At 40.6% G+C, this 19,675-nt stretch carries 15 protein-coding genes; 7 read left to right on the top strand and 8 right to left on the bottom strand.

The genetic code is table 11. The features are described from left to right. Together C7B62_RS14010 and C7B62_RS14000 are read right to left on the bottom strand one after the other, a co-directional pair. The coding region (locus tag C7B62_RS14010; protein WP_106237326.1) for a diguanylate cyclase domain-containing protein at positions 1–1,568 on the bottom strand (1,568 nt) is incomplete at its 3' end. Positions 1,569–1,970: 402 nt separating this feature from the next. Then, positions 1,971–3,254, bottom strand: a complete 1,284-nt coding sequence (locus tag C7B62_RS14000; protein WP_106237322.1) for a dihydroorotase — start codon at positions 3,252–3,254, stop codon at positions 1,971–1,973. A gap of 95 nt (positions 3,255–3,349) precedes the next feature. Here C7B62_RS14000 and C7B62_RS13995 point away from each other — a divergent pair, with 95 nt between their 5' ends. The 3 genes from C7B62_RS13995 (at position 3,350) to C7B62_RS13985 (ending at position 6,980) form a co-directional block, all read left to right on the top strand. After that, positions 3,350–4,681, top strand: coding sequence for an adenylosuccinate synthase (locus C7B62_RS13995; RefSeq protein ID WP_106237319.1), 1,332 nt, complete (start codon positions 3,350–3,352; stop codon positions 4,679–4,681). 104 nt (positions 4,682–4,785) lie between these two features. Continuing rightward, positions 4,786–5,412 carry a 50S ribosomal protein L25/general stress protein Ctc gene (locus C7B62_RS13990; protein WP_106237316.1) on the top strand — a complete coding sequence of 209 codons (627 nt, stop codon included), beginning with the start codon at positions 4,786–4,788 and terminating at the stop codon, positions 5,410–5,412. Between the two features lie 275 nt (positions 5,413–5,687). Continuing rightward, a complete protein-coding gene (locus C7B62_RS13985; protein WP_106237313.1) occupies positions 5,688–6,980 on the top strand; it encodes a homoserine dehydrogenase in 1,293 nt (430 codons plus the stop codon). A 50-nt stretch (positions 6,981–7,030) separates the two neighbouring features. Here the strand turns inward: C7B62_RS13985 and C7B62_RS13980 are convergent, their stop codons facing one another. Further along, on the bottom strand, positions 7,031–8,671 hold the full coding sequence (locus C7B62_RS13980; RefSeq protein WP_233219967.1) for an MFS transporter: 1,641 nt from the start codon (positions 8,669–8,671) through the stop codon (positions 7,031–7,033). A 21-nt stretch (positions 8,672–8,692) separates the two neighbouring features. On the opposite strand from C7B62_RS13980, the gene C7B62_RS13975 reads away from it, so the two are divergent. Continuing rightward, the gene (locus C7B62_RS13975; RefSeq protein ID WP_106237309.1) at positions 8,693–9,205 is read left to right on the top strand and encodes a phosphoribosyltransferase; all 513 of its coding nucleotides are present in this window, start codon (positions 8,693–8,695) and stop codon (positions 9,203–9,205) included. 736 nt (positions 9,206–9,941) lie between these two features. Here the strand turns inward: C7B62_RS13975 and C7B62_RS13970 are convergent. Next, complete coding sequence (locus C7B62_RS13970; RefSeq protein ID WP_106237306.1) at positions 9,942–10,790, bottom strand: DUF72 domain-containing protein; 849 nt, start codon at positions 10,788–10,790, stop codon at positions 9,942–9,944. A gap of 470 nt (positions 10,791–11,260) precedes the next feature. On the opposite strand from C7B62_RS13970, the gene cobA reads away from it, so the two are divergent. Both cobA and C7B62_RS13955 read left to right on the top strand, forming a co-directional pair. Next, entirely contained in the window at positions 11,261–12,778 is a 1,518-nt protein-coding gene (gene cobA / locus C7B62_RS13960) for a uroporphyrinogen-III C-methyltransferase (protein ID WP_106237300.1), read from the top strand. A 158-nt stretch (positions 12,779–12,936) separates the two neighbouring features. After that, the gene (locus C7B62_RS13955; RefSeq protein ID WP_106237297.1) at positions 12,937–13,773 is read left to right on the top strand and encodes a carbon dioxide-concentrating mechanism protein; all 837 of its coding nucleotides are present in this window, start codon (positions 12,937–12,939) and stop codon (positions 13,771–13,773) included. 140 nt (positions 13,774–13,913) lie between these two features. Here the strand turns inward: C7B62_RS13955 and C7B62_RS13950 are convergent, their stop codons facing one another. Continuing rightward, a complete protein-coding gene (locus C7B62_RS13950; RefSeq protein WP_106237294.1) occupies positions 13,914–15,377 on the bottom strand; it encodes an ATP-dependent DNA helicase RecQ in 1,464 nt (487 codons plus the stop codon). Positions 15,378–15,426: 49 nt separating this feature from the next. Further along, entirely contained in the window at positions 15,427–16,644 is a 1,218-nt protein-coding gene (locus C7B62_RS13945; protein WP_106237290.1) for an extracellular solute-binding protein, read from the bottom strand. A gap of 255 nt (positions 16,645–16,899) precedes the next feature. Between C7B62_RS13945 and C7B62_RS13940 the strand changes: the two genes are divergently transcribed. Next, entirely contained in the window at positions 16,900–17,277 is a 378-nt protein-coding gene (locus C7B62_RS13940; RefSeq protein WP_106237286.1) for a hypothetical protein, read from the top strand. On the opposite strand, the gene cobT is transcribed toward C7B62_RS13940, so the two are convergent. Together cobT and C7B62_RS13930 are read right to left on the bottom strand one after the other, a co-directional pair. Then, entirely contained in the window at positions 17,254–18,360 is a 1,107-nt protein-coding gene (gene cobT, locus C7B62_RS13935) for a nicotinate mononucleotide-dependent phosphoribosyltransferase CobT (RefSeq protein ID WP_106237283.1), read from the bottom strand. The two genes, C7B62_RS13940 and cobT, sit on opposite strands and share 24 nt — an antisense overlap. Positions 18,361–18,387: 27 nt before the next feature. Next, on the bottom strand, positions 18,388–19,521 hold the full coding sequence (locus C7B62_RS13930) for a glycosyltransferase (RefSeq protein WP_106237279.1): 1,134 nt from the start codon (positions 19,519–19,521) through the stop codon (positions 18,388–18,390). Positions 19,522–19,675 lie beyond the last annotated feature (154 nt).

Here is a 19,675-nt window from a genome sequence, read left to right as displayed (position 1 = left end):
ATAAAATCACCTGGACCAATTGCTCCTTTGGTGGGGTGATTCCAGCGAGCTAAAGCTTCAAAACCAGATAAAACACCAAGGCTGAGAGAGGTAATGGGCTGATAATAGACCTCAAATTCTCCTCGCTCAAGCGCCCTACGTAAATCTGTTTCCAATTCTAATCTTTGCAGAGCGCGATCGCGCAGGGAGCGATCAAATACTTCATACCTAGCTTTACCTTGTTCTTTGGCGCTGTACATCGTCAAATCGGCATCCCGCAGAATTTCTTCAGGTTTTTCATATCCTTGAGAAGAAAGAGCAATACCAATACTTGCGGTGGAGAATAATTCGTATCCTTCAATCTGAAAAGAAAAGCTTAAAGTCTGATAAATACTCTCGGCAACTAAAATAGCTTCTGATTTACTAGAAATATTCTCTAACAGGATCGTAAATTCATCTCCTCCCAAACGAGCTACCGTATCAGTGGGAGCAATCGATTTTTGTAAGCGACGGGCAATTTCAATCAATAACTTATCGCCGACTAAATGACCAGCGCTATCGTTAACTACTTTGAATCGGTCTAAATCGAGAAACAGGACAGCAAATAAATAACCACTTTGGTTCTGGCTTCTCTTTAGCTGTTGCGCCAAACGATCCATAAACAAAGCCCGATTTGGCAGCCCTGTCAAAGTATCATGGAGAGCATCGTGGAGTAGCTGCTGTTCCATTGATTTTCGTTCGGTAATATCAACAATTTGATTGTTAAAGTGTAGTGGTTTTCCCTGTGCATCGCATACTACTACTACCTTAAGTAGAGTATCAACTACAAAACCAGTTTTAGCGATAAAACGTTTCTCAATTTGAAAACTTGTTTCTTGGCTGTTGATTAATTTTTTCTCTAAATTATGGTGTATTTCCCAATCATCAGGATGACTAATTTCCGCGAAAGATAATTCTAATAATTCTGCTTGAGAATAAGCAAGAGCATCACATAAAGCTTGATTAACACGGGTGAACTTCCCCTTAAGAGTACTGATTGCCATGCCAATGGGAGCCATTTCAAAAGTAAGTCGAAACTGTTCTTCACTTTTTCTTAAAGCCTCTTCGGCGTCTCGGCGATTAGTAATATCTTCAGCAATACCCACAAAACGATTGACTTTGCCCATTACGTCTCGAACAGGAAAGGCTCTCACTCTTACCCAGCAAATAGACTCATCGGGACGAATAATGCGATATTCTTCTTCAAAATCGTCACCTGTTCTAAACTGAGTTTCAATCGTGGCGATCGCTTTAAAGGAATCTTCTGGATGAATGGCAAATAGCCAGGATTGAGGATCTTCGTACAAACTCTGACAGCTACGCCCCCAAACCTTTTCGTAAGTTGGACTAATGTAGAGAATTTCGTCGGTTTTAGCCGAAATTACAAAAAAAACTTCGCGCACATTTTCCGCAATTTGCCGAAATCTTTCTTCTCGCTCGATTAACTGCTGAAATTCTGTTCTGAGTCTTTGATTCTCGGCTAGAACTTCTTCTATTCGATTTAAAAGAGAATTTTGCTGTTGCAGAATTCCTACTATTTCTTCAGACATCCGAATTGGGCTACAGTAGCGAAAATTACCTTCCTATGATGCCCAAAATCTAATGGGAAGTAACATTTTGTGTTCATTGTTCATTGTTCATTGTTCATTGTTCATTGTTCATTGCTCATTGCTCATTGTTCATTGCTCATTGCTCACTGTTCATTGTTCATTGTTCATTGCTCATTGCTCATTGTTCATTGCTCACTGTTCATTGCTCACTGTTCATTGTTCATTGCTCATTGCTCATTGTTCATTGTTCATTGTTCATTGTTCATTGTTCATTGCTCACTGTTCATTGTTCATTGCTCATTGCTCACTGTTCATTGTTCATTGCTCATTGCTCATTGTTCATTGCTCATTGCTCATTGTTCATTGCTCATTGCTCATTGCTCACTGTTCATTGTTCATTGCTCACTGTTCATTGTTCATTGTTCTAATGACTTTGCCCGTAATTTCTTGATTATACCAAGGTGTATTAGCAGCAGGAGATTTGAGATTATCTTGATTAGCAAGCCATTTTTTCTCTGGATCGAATAAAACTAGATCGATCGCTTGTTCTGAGGCGATCGCTATGGGATGCTGCTGGATACATTGACGGGGGCGACTACTTAAAGCTTGCCATAGTTCTATTGCCGACCATGCTCCACTCTTGACAAATTTTTGCCACAACAAGGCTAAAGCTAACTCTAAACCGACAACCCCTGGGGGCGCAAGGGCAAAAGCGACAGTTTTTTCTTCATAAGTATAGGCTTGATGATCGATAGCGATCGCATCAATAATACCCTGACGAACTCCATCAACTAAAGCAATTCGATCTGATTCATTACCCAAAGGTGGTTCTAAGCGTAAATTGGGGTTGTAGCTGCCAATAGCGTCGCTATCCCATAACAGATGCATCCAGGTGGTACTAGCGCTAACTTTTACTCCTCTGGCTTTCGCATCAGCTATTAATTCTACTCCTCGCTTAGTTGAGACTCGCATAATATGAACCAAGGTGGGAATTTCTGCCACTATCTCTAAGACGGCGGCGATGATTGCTGCCTCTGAAAACCCAGGATTTCCTGACATACCGTAGCGAATTGAGGCGTTGCCTTCCCTAACTACTCCTGCTGCTAGCTCGTTTTGATGAAGAGCGATCGCCACTGGTTTTTGTCCAGGTTGAACATATTCTAAAATCTGTTTGAAAAGATGAAGATTACTTAAATTGTGCTGGGTAGTAAAGCCAACAATTTCTGGCTCTAATTCTGCCAGTGCATTCATCTTTTGCTCGCTTTGGCTGTAGGCAGAACCCCAAAAATTGAGCCGAGGGAGATGAGATAGACTAGTTGACCGATTGTAATCGCGCTTCAAGCGATCGCCTTTGTGCTTAACTGCTGCAATCACTTCTGCACTATCAATTGCAGGAATGGTATCAGGAAGAATGCCGATCTGAGTAAATCCTCCCATCGCCGCTGCTTGTGATAACTCCAATAAAGTCTCTCTGGTTTCATTTCCTGGATCTGAGCTATGACTGTAAAGATCTACGAGTCCAGTTCCCAAAACTAAGCCTTGCGGTTTGATAATTGAGGCTTGAGCAGGATAATCAGTAATCTGATCATGGATTAGCTTGATTTTACCGTCGATAATCAACACATCTGCTAATCGATCTACCTGTTGTACGGGGTCAATAATCCTTACTTGTTGCAGCAGTTGCATTCTTTTTCTAACTTCTTAACTAATATCTGTTGACATTGTGTACGGCAAATCACCATAATAATAGTTTGTGTAAACTTTAGCTTCCAAATAAACTCTTGGCTAATGTTATCGTGATCGGCGCCCAATGGGGTGACGAAGGAAAAGGAAAAATAACCGATCTACTTAGTCGCTCGGCAGATGTCGTGGTACGCTCCCAAGGTGGAGTGAACGCCGGACACACAGTTGTTGTAGCTGGACAAACTTTCAAACTGCACTTAATTCCTTCAGGAATTTTATATCCTAATACAGAATGTATTATTGGATCGGGGACAGTAATTGATCCCCAAGTCTTGATTGAAGAAATAGAGCAGCTTAAAGCTTTGGGAGTGACGGTAGATAACTTACATATATCTCAAACAGCCCATATAACCATGCCATATCATCGCAAGATCGATCAGGCATCGGAAGAAAGCAGGGGCGAATATAAAATTGGCACTACAGGTAGAGGAATAGGGCCGACCTATGCTGATAAATCGGAGCGAACTGGTATTCGAGTTTTAGATTTAATGAACTCAGAACACCTACATAAACAGCTAGGCTGGACGATTAACTATAAAAACGTAATTTTAGAAAAACTGTATAATTTACCTCCTTTAGACCCAGAGAAAGTAATTGAAGAGTATCTAAAATATGCTGAATACCTAAAGCCATTTGTCGTGGATAGTTCTCTCAAAATTTATGAAGCAGTAAATAAGAAAAAAAATATTCTGTTTGAAGGAGCGCAGGGAACTTTATTAGATTTAGATCACGGTACTTATCCTTATGTTACTTCTTCTAATCCGATCGCAGGAGGAGCTTGTGTCGGTGCGGGAGTAGGACCAACGACTATTGATCGAGTAATTGGTGTAGCCAAAGCCTATACTACTCGTGTTGGCGAAGGTCCTTTCCCTACAGAATTAAATGATCAGGTTGGTCAGCTATTGGGAGATTTAGGTGCTGAGTTTGGCACTACTACAGGTCGTCGTCGTCGCTGTGGCTGGTTTGATGCGGTGATAGGTCGTTATGCCGTCAGAATCAATGGTTTAGATTGCTTAGCGATTACCAAGCTAGATGTGCTAGACGAACTTGAAGAAATTAAGGTCTGTGTAGCTTACGAAATTGATGGCGAAATTTGCAATCATTTTCCCACTAATGCCAGTTATTTCGCCAATTGTAAACCAGTTTACAAGAGTTTGCCAGGTTGGCAACAAGATACAACGGGCTGTCGTTCTCTAGCGGATTTACCTAAAAAAGCGCTGAGTTATCTCAAGTATCTGGCAGAGTTGATGAAAGTGCCGATCGCCATCGTTTCGGTAGGCCCAGGTCGAGATCAGACAATTATCGTCGAAGATCCGATTCATGGCCCAAAAAGAGCCTTACTTGATGCCGATGGTGTTCCTGTTGAGTAGGCGAATATCTAATACTCAAACAACAAGCGCATTGCTTTTACTAGCTTGGAGCAGCTTTGAACCAGATTAAACATGTTTAGTTACTATCAATTCAACCAAACAATATGAACATTTCAGTAGAATGTAAATCCCGTCCAGAGGGAAGCAAACCAAGAGCTTTACGTCGTGAAGGATTAATTCCTGCCGCTTTATACGGTCATGATGGAGCAAACTCAATTTCCTTAACAATTCCTGCCAAAGAAGCTCAATTATTATTGAGAGATGCAGCTATTAATAATACTTTGATCGATCTTAACGTTCCCGATCTTTCCTGGAAAGGGAAGGCTTTGATTAGAGAAGTGCAGGCTCATCCTTGGAAAAGAACTTTGCATCATTTAAGTTTTTTCACTGTTTCTGCCAAACAACAGGTAGAAATTGTCGTGCCTATCATATTGACTGGTAAAGCAGCGGGAACGAAAGAAGGTGGCATTGTCGATCAAATTATGACTGAGCTGAAAATTATCTGTGCTGCCGACAGTATTCCTGAGTCCATTGAGATTGATGTGACCAACTTTGAAATTGGTAGTATGCTCCAGGTAGGTGATATTGTCTTACCTGATGGAGCTGAAGTCTTAGACGACCCTGAACGTACAGCAATTTCCATAGTTTTACCAGCAAAAGCAGTCGGCACGGAAGATACAGAAGTAACAGAAGGAGTCGAGCAATCAGCAGAAACCGTTACGGAATCATAGTTGATTTAGCTAGAGTTATTTCAATATATAGATACAAAGAAGTATTTGCGCTTGCCAGAGATTGTCTGAAAATCTCTGGTTTTTTTTGATAATTAATTATTCCTGCCGATGTTTATTTGAAATACTTAAATGTTTGCTACTAATGGCATGAATAGAGATTGGGGAAGTGTTGATGGGAGAAAAAATTAAACATCTAAATGATCGATGGAATCCAGCCCGTTGCTGATATGATGGATTGGCATTCACTTCATGCGGGTACAGTCAAGGTGTAAGTTGTGGCTTTTAAGATTGGTTTACTAGGTTACGGCACGGTTGGTACAGGTACAGCAGAGATTATTTTAGCTCCAGAAGGACGCAATAGTCTGTTGCAGGAAATCGAGATAGCTAAGGTAGGAGTGCGATCGCTCGCTCAGCCCAGATCGCCTCAATTACCTACTGGGATATTAACTACGGATTTAGTGACAATTGTTAACGATCCTGAAATTGAAATTGTCGTGGAATTGCTGGGGGGATTAGAACCAGCGCGATCGCTAATTCTCCAGGCAATAGCCAATGGTAAGCATATTGTTACCGCCAATAAAGCTGTGATTGCACGTCATGGAGAAGAGATCTTCACCGCAGCTAACCAAGCAGGGGTATATGTCTTCTTTGAAGCAGCCGTCGGCGGAGGGATTCCTGTAATTAAACCTCTGAAACAGTCTTTGGGGGTAAACCGCATTGAAACTGTGATTGGCATTATTAACGGCACAACTAACTATATTCTGACCCAGATGACGGAAGAAGGTGCAGACTTTGAGGAGGTGCTAGCCGAAGCGCAGCAACTTGGTTACGCCGAAGCCGATCCCACTGCGGATGTTGATGGTTACGATGCAGCAGATAAGATTGCGATTTTAGCGGCGATCGCTTTTAATGGCAGAATTAAGCGAGATCAGATTTCCTGTGAAGGCATTCGTCAAATCAACGCCACTGATATTAGCTATGCCGATGATTTAGGATTTGTAATTAAATTACTGGCAATTGCTAAAGCTAATGTCGACAATGATTCTCTTCAGGTACGAGTTCATCCCACTTTAGTACCAAAAGATCATCCCCTAGCCAACGTTAACGGGGTTTATAACGCTATTCTTGTCGAGGGAGATCCTTTAGGTCAGGTCATGCTATTTGGCCCTGGTGCGGGGAAAGGAGCAACAGCTAGTGCAGTCGTCTCGGATATCGTTAATATTATTGGATTTTTACAGACTAGCAACACCAAAGGAAAGCTCGATCCGATGTTGAAATGCTCCCACGATCATTTTAAGCAGCTTACTCCCATTGCCGAAATTAATACTCGTTTCTATGCTCGTTTTCTCTGCCGAGATGTTCCTGGTGTGATCGGTCATTTAGGCACTAGCTTTGGCAACCATGACGTTAGCTTAGAGTCAGTGGTGCAGATTGGTTTTTGCGACGATTTAGCCGAAATTGTGGTTGTAACCCATGATGTCCAAGAGGGCAACTTCCGCCAGGCACTTGAAGAAATTAAAAGTCTGGCATCGATTGATAGTATTCCCAGTATTTTGCGTGTTTTATAAACCAGATGGGAATATGGGAATAAAAGATCAACTTTACTCGCCCTAAATCCCTAAACTTCTTGCTCTTTTCGCGCTTGCAGTTGTCGGCGAATATCAGCGTGAACTTCTTTAGTAATGGGGTAAAAATAGGTTAAGACTACGCCAATAATGAGAAAGATAGTTGGCAGAGGCGCGATCGCAATTCGAATTGCCAATAAAGCGCTGTCTGGTTGCACAGGGAGTACTTCTCCTGGTGCTTGGGAGATAAATCCAGACCATTCTAGTGCCTGTCCGACTAAAAATAAAGCTAAAGCCAGCCCAAATTTTTGTAATAGCACCATAAAGCTGTAAAAAATGCCTTCTCTTCTCTCACCTGTGTTCAATTCATCTAAATCAACGACATCGGGAATCATTGACCAAGGAATTAAAAAAGCAACCGACACACCAAACCCAGCCAAAATTGCGAGGAAATAAAGTTCTTTGATTTGACCTGGCTGAATTAGAAATAATCCTCCTTGAGCCACAATCCAAATAATACTACCCAAAATAAATACAGTTTTTTTATCCAGCTTTCGACTGATAAAAGTCCAACCAAACAACATAATAAAAGCTGTTGCTTGAACAGCAAGAGGTACTGTTGGCGAGTCTGCTTCACTCATGCCCATCCAGCTAACGGAATAATAAACTAAGATTGAGGCTGTAAGCTGGAAAGCCAACCAAGAACAGAGATAAATGCCAATTACATAGAGAAATGGTTTGTTACTAAAAGCCATCTTTATTTGTTCTTTGATAGGCGCGGTGGGGACACTATTAGCTAAATCTCTCGCTGCCACTGCTGCGGAATTGTTTAAATGAGGTTCTATTTTGGCAAAAATCAAAGTCAGCCCAAAAGCAAGTATTTCTATCCCGAGAAGAATGCCTGCAACCCCATAAGAGCTATTACCTGAGGTATTGGTAAACTGAGTTATGCCATAAACCAAAATCACCGTTCCGATGACTCCCAAGCTAAAACCCAAAATCTTTTTGCCCAGTTGGTTAACAATTGGTAAGGCACCTCGTTCTTGAATCCGAATAGCACACCATAACAAGGCAATAGTGGCAATAATACTGCAAATTACGCCCAAAATTAGATATTGCTGCTGTGGATCGTCAGCATAAGTTTGAAAAATAAATCTGGCTAAGACTAATGATAAAATACTGCCCCCAATTGAAAAAGCAAAGCGAAAACTAGTTAAACTAGTTCGTTCATCATAATCTTGGGTCAATTCTGGAGTTAGAGCCGTGTAAGGTAAATTAACCGCTGTGTAAGCCAAATTAGATAAAATCCCAATAGCAACATAATAAACAAATAAACTCCAAGTTTGAATTGTCGAATCATTACTAAATTGCGGTACGATCCACTGAAGAAATAGCAAAATACCAAAGGGAATAGCACCATACAGTATCCAAGGCATACGCCTACCCCAACGACTACGGGTGCGATCGCTTAAAATTCCCGTAATGGGATCGTTAATCGCATCGCTGATTTTGCCGATCGCTAAAATACTGCCTGACAACCCCGCAGGTAACCCCGCAACTCCAGTAAAAAAATACAATAAGAAAAATGTCAGCAGATTGGCGGCAATTGCTGGTCCTAGATCTCCTGCACCATAGGCAAGTTTGGTAGTAAAGTTAAGTTTTTCCCGCTCTATCTGCTTTTCGCTAGTATTCAATTTGTTTATGTTCCTACTGCTATGACGGATTTATTTGTAACCTGGTCAGAATATCATCATAAAATCGAAAGCCTCGCTGTCAAGATCTATAAATCTAATTGGCACTTCGATCAGATTGTCTGTCTTGCTAAAGGTGGTTTGCGTGTCGGCGATATTCTTTGTCGGCTATATGATAAACCCCTAGCTATTTTGTCTACTGCTTCCTATGGGGGGAAAAACAATCAAGAACGTGGGGTAATTAAGTTCTCAGAACATTTATCAACAATTGAACCTATTGGCGATCGCATTTTACTCGTTGACGATTTAGTAGATTCTGGCGTTAGCTTGGCCGAATCGGTTAACTGGCTTAAAACTAAATATCCTCAAAATATTACAGAAATTCGTACCGCTGTCATTTGGTACAAAAGTGCCTCAGTAAAAATACCAGACTACTATGTAGAGTATTTGCCGAATAATCCTTGGATACATCAACCATTTGAACTGTATGAACAGGTTGATATCTCTGAATTTGCTGTGCAATTAGATGAGGCTTAGATAAAGTTTCTAGGCTTAACTACGGAAAAGATCATCAAAGCTTTAAATATGAATGTTTAAAATAATAGCAAAGATTGGTATATTTACGGAGGACACGATACCGTGTTTCCCACTAACCTATATTTGTTAAGTAGATAAAAAAATCAAATAAATTAGGAGCGTTGTCAGCCAAACAACACCCCTAACGCCAACCATATAGAACCGTTAAGCAATACTTAAAATCGAGTCGTAAATTATTGAGATTGTTAGCTGATTCCTAACATCTCAATCTGTCCTTATGCTTAACTATATATTTTAGTTTGTTCCCCATGCAAATCTAAAACCTCTTCTCCTCTGTATTAAGTCTACTTAATGAAAACTATTACGTTTGCTGACTTTAGCCGTTGTTAATTTTTATTACAGTAGAGCTAACTAAACGCCTGTATTGTAGCAAATTCTCTACTGCACTTTTTAAACATAGTAGAGTTACATTTAAATTTTCACTAATTTTCACTAATTTTTTTGATTCCTGTAGAGTAAAAAAAATCTGAGAACATAGTCAGCCAAACCATGTTCCCAAAAACTTTAAGAGAATTATTAAGCAATATCTTAATTGAGTCGCCTAGATAAGCACAGCTGCTTCGTTAATTGAAGCAAGTCGTTTTACCCGCATATACAATAAATTAATTATAAACTTAATGAAAACTTAATATTTAGTTCTCGGCAATGAACTTTACGATTATTAACAATTATTGCTCTAAAACAGATTTAGCTGAGTGGGGTTAGGCTCAATCTTATTCCACGGTAAAATAGCTGAGTCTATGTTGTTGAATAAAGAGTAGAAAAATTTGGCAGTATCAGGCGATCTCGCTTCTTGGGGGCAGTGAACGAAAAAGTAAACGATTTTACCTTGACTAAACCAGTAATTTAGTTTAGCGGCCCATTGTTCAAGATAGGTTTGATTATATTGGCGATCAGGGTGGCTAATAAAGCGAATAAATGCGGTATCTCCTGTGATTATCTCTTGTAGCGGGACTTGTGGTTTTTTACGAGGTGAACCAATTTGGGGATCGTTAGGGCAGTTATAGATTGGTCGAGTGTCTAGCAAAACTCTGGCTATGTTTAGTTGGTTGAGGAGGTCATTTAAGCAATCGCCCAAATCGTTTTTGAACCAGTCCAAATGACGTACTTCTAAAGCTAAAGATAGATCGGACTGGCTACAAGCGGTCAGAAATGTGGTCAAGTCAGATAGATACTCAGAACTATAGCTAGGAGGTAGCTGAATAAAAGTTGTTCCCAGGCGATCGCCTAAACCTGATATTCTGGTAAAAAAAGCGATCGCTTTAGAAATATGAGGAGTTAGGAAGCCTTGATGAGTAATCTGTCGATGTAGCTTAGGGCAAAATTTAAAGCCTGGAGGAGTTTGCTCAACCCATTTTTTAATTGTTTCTGCCGAGGGAATAGCGTAGAAAGTAGTGTTACCTTCAACAGTGGTAAAACGGTGACTATATAAGTTTAAGAATTCCCGTGGTTGGCTTTTAGGTGGATATAGATTTCCTACCCAGTCTTTGTATGACCAAACGGCACAGCCTAGATAAAAGTTCATTGTTGAGCTTAACGCAAGTCTACTTGTCAAGTAGAACAGTTTAGATCATTCTACCTAGTTCTTAGTTGATTAACTTAGTTAAAAATGAGTTTGGTTAGCTTATCAAACTTTTTGTTCGCTAAAAGCTGAAAAAATGTCTTTATCTTCGCAGTAAAAATCAAAAAATAGCTGTTTTTAACAATATAAGACGGAGCGAGAAGGGCATTAAATTGATTACCAACCTCAAAATATTTAGTTTTTTTGTACTGGTGCAAGATGTGAGTTAAATGCACATAAGCTTAGATAGGTATATAGAATTTGACACTCATACTATTTGCCGTACCAATAATTTAAATTCTTGATATTTGGAAGCAAAAATTAGTTTTCTAGAATTATGAAGTAAAAGCTACTGTTTTCTGAACCCTGTACCTTCGGGGATATGATGACAGATTAATCACTATGAGCAATAGTTAAGAATAGTTAAGATATTTATGACCCAGGTGGGAAAAGTTTATTTAGTTGGCGCAGGGATTGGTAATGAGGATTATTTAACTGTTAGAGGGAAACAGTTATTGAGTATTGCCCAGGTGCTAATTTACGATGCTTTAGTGGATGAGTCTTTGTTAAAATTAGTTCCCCTAAGCTGTATACAAATCTGCGTAGGCAAGCGTGGCGGACAGGCTAGCACGCCTCAAGAGGAGATTAATCAGTTGTTAGTTAATTATTGTCTCCAGAATAAGCAGATTGTTAGGCTCAAAAGTGGCGATCCTTTTATTTTTGGACGGGCTAACGAGGAAATTGTCGCCTTACAGCAAGCCAAGTGTAATTTTGAATTAGTGCCTGGAATTTCTTCTGCTTTAGCTGCACCCTTGTTAGCAGGAATTCCTTTGACGGATAAAAACTTAAGCCATTATTTTGTGGTGTTGAGTGGACATCAACCCGAACATTTAGATTGGTCAGCCTTAGCGAGAATTGACACTCTAGTGATCTTAATGGGAGGACGAGCTTTACCACAGATCATCGAGAATTTGCTGGCAAATGGGCGATCGCCTGAAGAACTAATCTCGATTATCCGTCATTGTGGTAGACCACAACAGCAGATTTTTTGGGGTACGTTAACCGATATAGTAGACAAAACCGCAGAAATATCCCTTTCTCCCGCCGTTATTGTGATAGGTAAGGTCGTGCAGCTTAGTAATCAGAATTCAACTCAAACTTCTCTCCCTTTAGTTAATAAAACTATCTTGGTAACTCGCGCTGCCGAACAATCGAGTAAGTTTACTTACTTACTGCAACAACAGGGGGCAACAGTGGTGGAAATGCCAGCCTTAACTATTACACCTCCTTCAAACTGGTCAGCTTTGGATCGAGCGATCGCCAATTTAGCAGACTTTCAGTGGTTGGTCTTAACATCTGCTAATGGAGTTAATTATTTCTTTGAGCGTCTAAATTATCTCGGCTATGATGCTCGCGCCTTGGGTAAAATTAAAATTGCCGTGGTGGGACGTAAAACTGCTGGGGTACTGCAAACTAGAAAACTAAATCCTGATTTTATTCCGCCGAATTATGTCGCCGATTCGATGGTGGAACATTTTCCTGAAGCTTTGGCAGGACAAAAACTCTTGTTTCCCAGAGTAGAAACAGGTGGTAGAGATATTTTAGTTCAGGAATTAACGACTCAGGGGGCAGAAGTGGTGGAAGTAGCTGCCTATCAATCTCAATGTCCTCAACAGATAGATAAATTAGCCTGGCAAGCTTTGCAGCAGCTGGAAATTGATGTAATTACCTTTGCCAGTTCTAAAACCGTTAAAAATTTCGATCAGCTCTTACAGCAGCAACTAAAATCTGCGAATATAAAAGATAATTTACTAGACCAGGTTTGTATTGCCTCAATTGGGCCTCAAACCTCGAAAACTTGCCAAGAATTGCTGGGCAGAGTCGATCTAGAAGCAGCCGAATACACATTGGAAGGATTGACTACAGCGATCGCTAATTATAAATTAAATTAATATAAAGCATTTTAGATTTAAACCTGCTGTTTCAGTTTGCTCTTAAGGCGATCGGCTAAACTAGAACTGACGCTATAATTCATTTTCCTAACTATATTAGATATAGAGGAATATATGCTTGCTCATCGTGGCACACTTGTAAAGAAAAGAGATACTGAATGTCTAACATCGAACATAGAAAGGCACCATTAGGCAAATTTGACCCACAACCAAGTTATGTTCGTAGAGAACCAAGCTACAACAACGAACATCCGTTTAAAGACAGTGCGTTAGGTTTAGTATCGACGAAAAGCTTTCCTGCAATTGTTGGCACGGCAGACATGATGCTCAAGTCATCAGAAGTGACCATGGTAGGTTATGAAAAAATTGGTGATGGCTACTGTACGGCAATAGTTAGGGGGAACATTGCCGATGTTCGTTTAGCGGTAGAAGAAGGGGCAAAAACCGCCGAAAAGTTTGGTCAGCTTGTGTCTAAGTTAGTTATTGCTCGTCCCATGCCTAATTTAGAAGCTATATTTCCGATTGGCAGTCATTTAATTGAATTGGCGCAAAAAAGAAGGGGCTATAGTCGTTTAAGTAATCGTTCGATTGGGTTGCTAGAAACTAGAGGTTTTCCCGCCATGGTTGGTGGGGCAGATGCGATGTTAAAATCTGCTGATGTTCAGCTAGCTTCTTATGAAAAAATTGGCGATGGCTTGTGTACCGCTATAATTCGAGGTTCAATTGCCAATGTGGCGATCGCGATCGAGGCAGGAATGCAGGAAGCAGAGAGAATCGGCGAACTTCATGCCGTGATGATTATTCCTCGATTACTAGAAGACCTCGAACATACTTTACCAGTGGCTAGCTATTGGCAAGATGAACAAGAGCCTTTACCTGTCTTGTTACCCAAAGAAGTTAAACAGAAAGAGAAAGAATTAATCGAATTACCACAGGCAGATAGTAAACCGATGCGTATTCCTTTAAAAAGAAAGTTAGAAATTGAAGAACTTTAGGCTTTAACTGACCTAAAAACCTTGACCTTTGCCTTTTCGGTATCTTCAACAAATAGTGAGTAAAATCGGATCTTAAACCGCATCCAGTTTGAACTCCTGTTTAACTTGTTGTAAACTATGGTTTTCTGTGTAGATGGGGTTTATTTCTGACAATTATCGCAAGATCCACAAGCAAAACCCTGAGCTTCTCGGCTAAAACCAAAAGCCTGGAGTAAATATTGCCAGCGACAATTTTTAGTTTGAAGATATCTCTGCATCTTGATCTGATAGCTTTTCTGGCTGCTAGCTAAACGTTCCAGGGTGATGGAAGACGACTGTTTACGGTAATTAAAGGGATCTTGCCAGGAAACCAACCCCAAACTGTGTAAAATTCCCAAAGTGATTTCTCCTTCAGGATATTGCTCTTTGATAGTTGTAATATTTCCTTGGCTTGGTATTTGTTTGACTAGCTGTTGTGCCTGACGATATTGTTGTGTTAACTTGCTCTGGAAAAATTGACTCCGCTGTTTATCTTGAGGATCGAGTAATCCACTGGGTTCACTAATTAAAGTTAAAGCCTGGGCAGCTTTACCATCTCTTCCCCCTCTACCAATTTCCTGCACATATTCAGCTAATAATTCTGGGGCATGATAATGGATAACAAATCTGACGTTTGGTTTATCGATACCCATCCCAAAAGCAGAAGTGCAAATTACAAATTGAATTTTGCCACAGATCCAGTCTTGCTCGATGTTTCTTCTTGCCGTTGTCACTAATCCTGCATGATAAGCCTCGACAGCGTAACCCAATGATTTGAACCAGGTTGTCAATGTTTGACTATCTTGACGCGATCGCACATATACTAACCCCGACTGATTTTTGTGGGTTTGAATAAACCGCAACATCTTTTGTTTTCTGCCTCTAGGTGTCCAGACTGTTTTGATATTTAAACTCAAATTTTGCCGATAAGGACTAAGCAAAAAGGTTTCAGGCTGTTTTAATTCTAAAGCTTGAATAATCTCTTGTTGCGCTTGGGGATCGGCTGTAGCCGTAAAAGCAGCGATCGCTATTTTTGTTCCCGTCGGTTTATGCTGTAATAGACTACGACGAACTGCACCCAAACGTCGATAAGTAGGGCGAAAGGTAGTTCCCCATTGAGTTAGACAGTGAACCTCATCTAAGATAATGGCTGTAATTTTTATTTCTGGTTGAGCAATGATTGACCAAATAGGGAGGCTGAGTAAAGTCTCAGGGGATAAATAGAGTAGGCTTAATTCTTGTTTGGCGATCGCCTGTAAAGTTTTTTGTCTTTGGCTTCTGGGTAATTCACTATGGAGTAATGCTCCTGCTAAACCCAATTTCTGTAGCTGATTGACTTGATTTTCCATCAGCGCTACTAAAGGAGAAACCACCAGCGTTAAACCAGCTTGCAGTAGTGCTGGTAGCTGAAAACAGATAGATTTACCGCCCCCCGTCGGCAAAATGATCAGCGCATCTTTTCCGGCTAGAAGAGTTTGCACAATCTCCCCTTGAGGCGGTCTAAAATTTTCATACCCCCAAATCTGCTGAAACTTTTCTCTAGCTGATTGTTGTAACTGTTGTAGATTAGCTTCGTTTAAATTCATTGGTTTTTAGCTTTTAGCTTTGACCGAAGGGAATCCTTTAGGATAGCTTTTAGCTTTTAGCTTCTACTTGATTAGATTTCCTAACTTTAAGCCATAAATTTCGATATTGCTGCTCTGTTTCCGGCTTAAGGGGTAACAAAAACTCGCTCTTATCTGAATTCAAAATTGCTGAGTTAACAAAAACGTTATCTTGAAGATCTTGCGGTATTTCTTGGGGTGGTAGAGTAGCTAAAATTGGCGAAATCCCATCGGTGAATAGAGATATTTGTTTTACTGTTCGAGGTTGCCAGCAATAATCGATCCATTCTTCCACAATCTTGGTCTGATTAGATTTATCTCCACTATCACTTACTAATAAAGCTTGAGGTAATCGAGGCTTTACCCAAAGATCAGCCCACAGGGATGTTCCCGACTGAGGAATGACAAATTCAATCTCAGGATAACGTTTGAGCAAGGGTAAGATGTCTGTTGACCAAGCCACCGCAGCCCAAGTATCTCCTAAAACCAGAGGTTCGAGATAGTGATCAGAGCTATAAAGCTTTGCCTGTTTTTGGAGAGCTAATAATTCAGTTTTTAAATTACCGACAATATTTAAATTATCTAGATTGTAAGAATATCCTAGTTTCTTTAAAGTTAAGCCAATGACTTCTCTGGGGGAATCTAATAAAGAAATGCGATCGCGTAATTCTGGTAACCAAAGATCTTGCCAATCTTTAACTTTTATATTTAGTGGCTCTAATTTATCACGACGATAGGCAATAATCGTACTTCCCCAACGGTAGGGCGCGCCATAAATCGCACCATCATCTGCTAAATCTCCCTCAGGATTACGCCGTACTAATTTTTGCCAAATTTTAGGTAATTTTTGCCAATTAAGCAAAGATTTACTCGACAAAGGTTGAATTAAATTCTGCTTGATTGCGATAGATAACCACGCATCCCCCAAAGTAGCTAAACTTGGAAAAACTTCGGCTTGGTTCAATATTTTATCAACAGCATTAATAATTTTTTGCTCTGGCTTTTTGTAGTCCTGTAGAGCATAAAGTGAATTAAAGATTTGTAAAATATGGATTTGAGGTTTGAATTCAATTTTGCTATTTTTAGTTAGTGATTTGCGAAAATCTTTGATAGATTGCGAAGGTATAGAGTTTTCTAAAAGTAAGATTTGTGCAATTTCTTCCCCTCCACCACAGCCTCCAAGCAATTGTGCTAAAGCTATGGCAGCACTGGAGCGGAGAAAATAACGACGTGATAACTGGTAGTTCATTAATGTTCTGAACAAAAAGGTGAGAGTATATTTACTTAGAAAAAATGGATACTTTTTCCTTTAACAACGTACCTGTTTTACTAAGAGATTTAAGGCAATTATGCCTTGAAATTAATCGTTTTGAGTAAGCTTAAAATCTTTATCAAAATAAGTTGAGCAATTGTTAAATGAATCAGGAATAGTGGTAATGATTTAGAACTATTCTTTTAGCATAAAAGCAGGTGAAAAATCCGCCAATTAAATACTAGAAACTATATGGATACATTACAAATACAGATTAGCGAATTGCGTGAAAAGATAGACTGTCTACACCAGCTAATTGAGGAAATTGGCTCTCAGGTTAAAGGCTTGAGTAGCCAGTCTCACCAGCGTGTTGAACAAGAGTCTTATTCTTTACCTAGTTTCAGCTCAAGCTCTAAGAAATTTGGTAGACAGACTAATGAATCAGAATATCAGCTAACTCACAAAGATATTTTGGTGGATGATAATAGCAGCACTAGCAGTACTAGCTCCAACAACGATAATTTGGCTCCAGAGACGCAAATTCGCCGTCTGACAGCCCAGTTGACCGCAGCATATAACCGTATTGCAGCCTTAGAAGAACAATTATTAACCTACCGAATTCATTCTTAGACGACGATAACGAGCAAATAAACTTTCAATTATGTTGAGCAACTGAGTGGAAGTCCAATTTTGTTTGAGGTGAGTTGCGATCGCACAGCCTCCTGCACCAACGCCTTCTTTAACATATCCCTGGGTATAGGCTCGCAAGCTAGGATATCTTGAAGTAGCGAAGCTTAAGTCAGTAGCAAGCAAGGGGACTCCACTAACAAGTTTTGCTAACCCCACCGTATTTCCTGTAGGATCTTCTGTTACCCAACGAGTTGTCCCCACAACAATGTTCGGTAATTGAAGCGAAAGTTGATGATAGTTAGCGATCGCTTTGATTAAGGCAGATACCGCTAACATTTGCGTTCCACCCGCCAACATCACACCGATCCGACGACTAGCAGAAATTGCCATTCCCGCAACGACGATCTGCATGGGATCGCCAACTGCTGCTACTAAGGCTAGGGGATCATTAAACTGGGTCAAATCTAGTTTGGATAAACCAGTTTCAACCACTGACCATTTCTGCTGATGATTGCAGCAAGGATGACTACTATTTACCATTCCTTGAGCTTCAATTCCCAAGGCGGTTAATAGAGCTAGGGCTGTAGTTGTTCCCCCAACGACACATTCACCAATAATTAAATAATCACCCGTATCCGCTAGCCGATTACCCCAGTTTAAGCCCTGGTTAAATAAATGCTGCACCTTCTGTAACGGCATCGCCTGACCAGAAGAAAGACACCGAGCCGCAACTCCTAATAAATCAATGGTGTCTACGGTTGGGGAATGGGGTAAACCAGCATTAAAAATATAGGTAGGGATGTTAAAAGCTTCAACTACAGCGCGAGAAATAAAGGTAGGAGATGCTCCTGCGGTCAGAATTGGTAAAGGATGCTGATAACTTGACTGTACTCCTCTAGCCAAAAATTCAGCATCAGCGATCGCTGTATATTCTCGATCCTCTGGGGTTGCTCCTGCTGCGGAAATTCCAGAAATTAGCCCTGTTGCCGTAAAACCGAGAACACAGGCAAAACTAGGATTTGCACCATGATGCTGCCTTAACCAACGAAACCCTGACTCTAGCTCGCTATAGACATAGATCATCAATAATAATTAAGTAGTATTTTGGATTCAAGCAGCCGAAACTCCATATTCAGCCGTAAGAACCCTCCGATAGTAACTCTGTAGCTGTCTAGTTGCAGCAGCCCAGCCCCACTGTTCAGCTTCATGACGGGCATTGAGGCGTAATTCTTCCCTGGCTTGAGTCGCTGCCAACAAAGATTTAGTGGCGGTAATTGCTCCATCAGGATCGTCTGGTTCAAATAAATAACCGTTAACTCCATCTGTAACAATATCAGGAATCCCGCCAGAGCGAGCAGCTACCACAGGACAACCCGCAGCCATTGCCTCTAGCAAGACTAAACCCAAGGTTTCAGTACGAGAAGGAAAGACAAAAGCATCAGCCGAAGCAAACGCAGCAGCTAATTCTAATCCTTCGAGATAGCCGACGAAATTCGTTTTAGTATCAGCAAAGTGAGCTTCCAAGGCTTCTCGATAAGGCCCATCGCCGACAATTGCCAAACGAGCCTGGGGCATCGCCTCTAACACTGGTTTGATTTGGTCAATTTGTTTTTCTGCTGAAACTCGACCAACATAGAGCAAGAGTGGATCTTGAGGATTACCTTGAGTAAGACGAGATCGCATTTGCGCCGAAGCTAAATGAGGTTGAAACATATCGGTATCCACCCCCCTCTGCCAGAGATCGACTCGTTCAATACCATGGTTGACAAGCTCTTTGACCATAGCGCTAGAAGTACAGAGATTTAACTGCGCTTGGTTGTGCGCTGCCTTTAATAATTCCCACAGTAGTCCTTCTAATGCCCCTAAACCGTAGTGATGGAGATATTGAGGCAAATGAGTATGATAGGAGGCTATCAGGGGTATATTCATGGTTTTGGCATAGTAAATCCCGCCTACTCCCAAAAACGCTGGATTGACAACGTGAATCAAATCAGGCTGAAACTCTTCAATGGCACTTTTTGTACCTAAAGGGGGTAGCGCTAGCTTTAACTCTGGATATAACGGCAAGGACACCCCAGGGATACCATAGACTTTTGCTCCCTTATATTCGGTTAATCCTCCTTCAGGGGCAACTACGAGGACGCGATCGCCGTTACGTTCAAGATGTTCAATAGTATGACGTAGGCGGGTAACAATCCCATCTACCTTGGGCAAAAACGTTTCGGTAAATAAGGCAATACGCATAATCTGGATCTGCTAAAAACTCTAGAGCTGATAAATTAATTTAGATAAAAAGACTTAGAAAATACTTTAAAAATATCTTGTGGACTCGATAATCTATGTAAAATTCTACAGCTAGTTTTCACCATCCTGATTGATTATCTAACTTTGGTGTGAG

The sequence above is a fragment of the Pleurocapsa sp. CCALA 161 genome, assembly GCF_003003995.1.
GTDB lineage: Bacteria > Cyanobacteriota > Cyanobacteriia > Cyanobacteriales > Xenococcaceae > Waterburya.
Note: the sequence above shows the minus strand (reverse complement) of the source record. Positions and strands in the feature narration are given on the sequence as shown.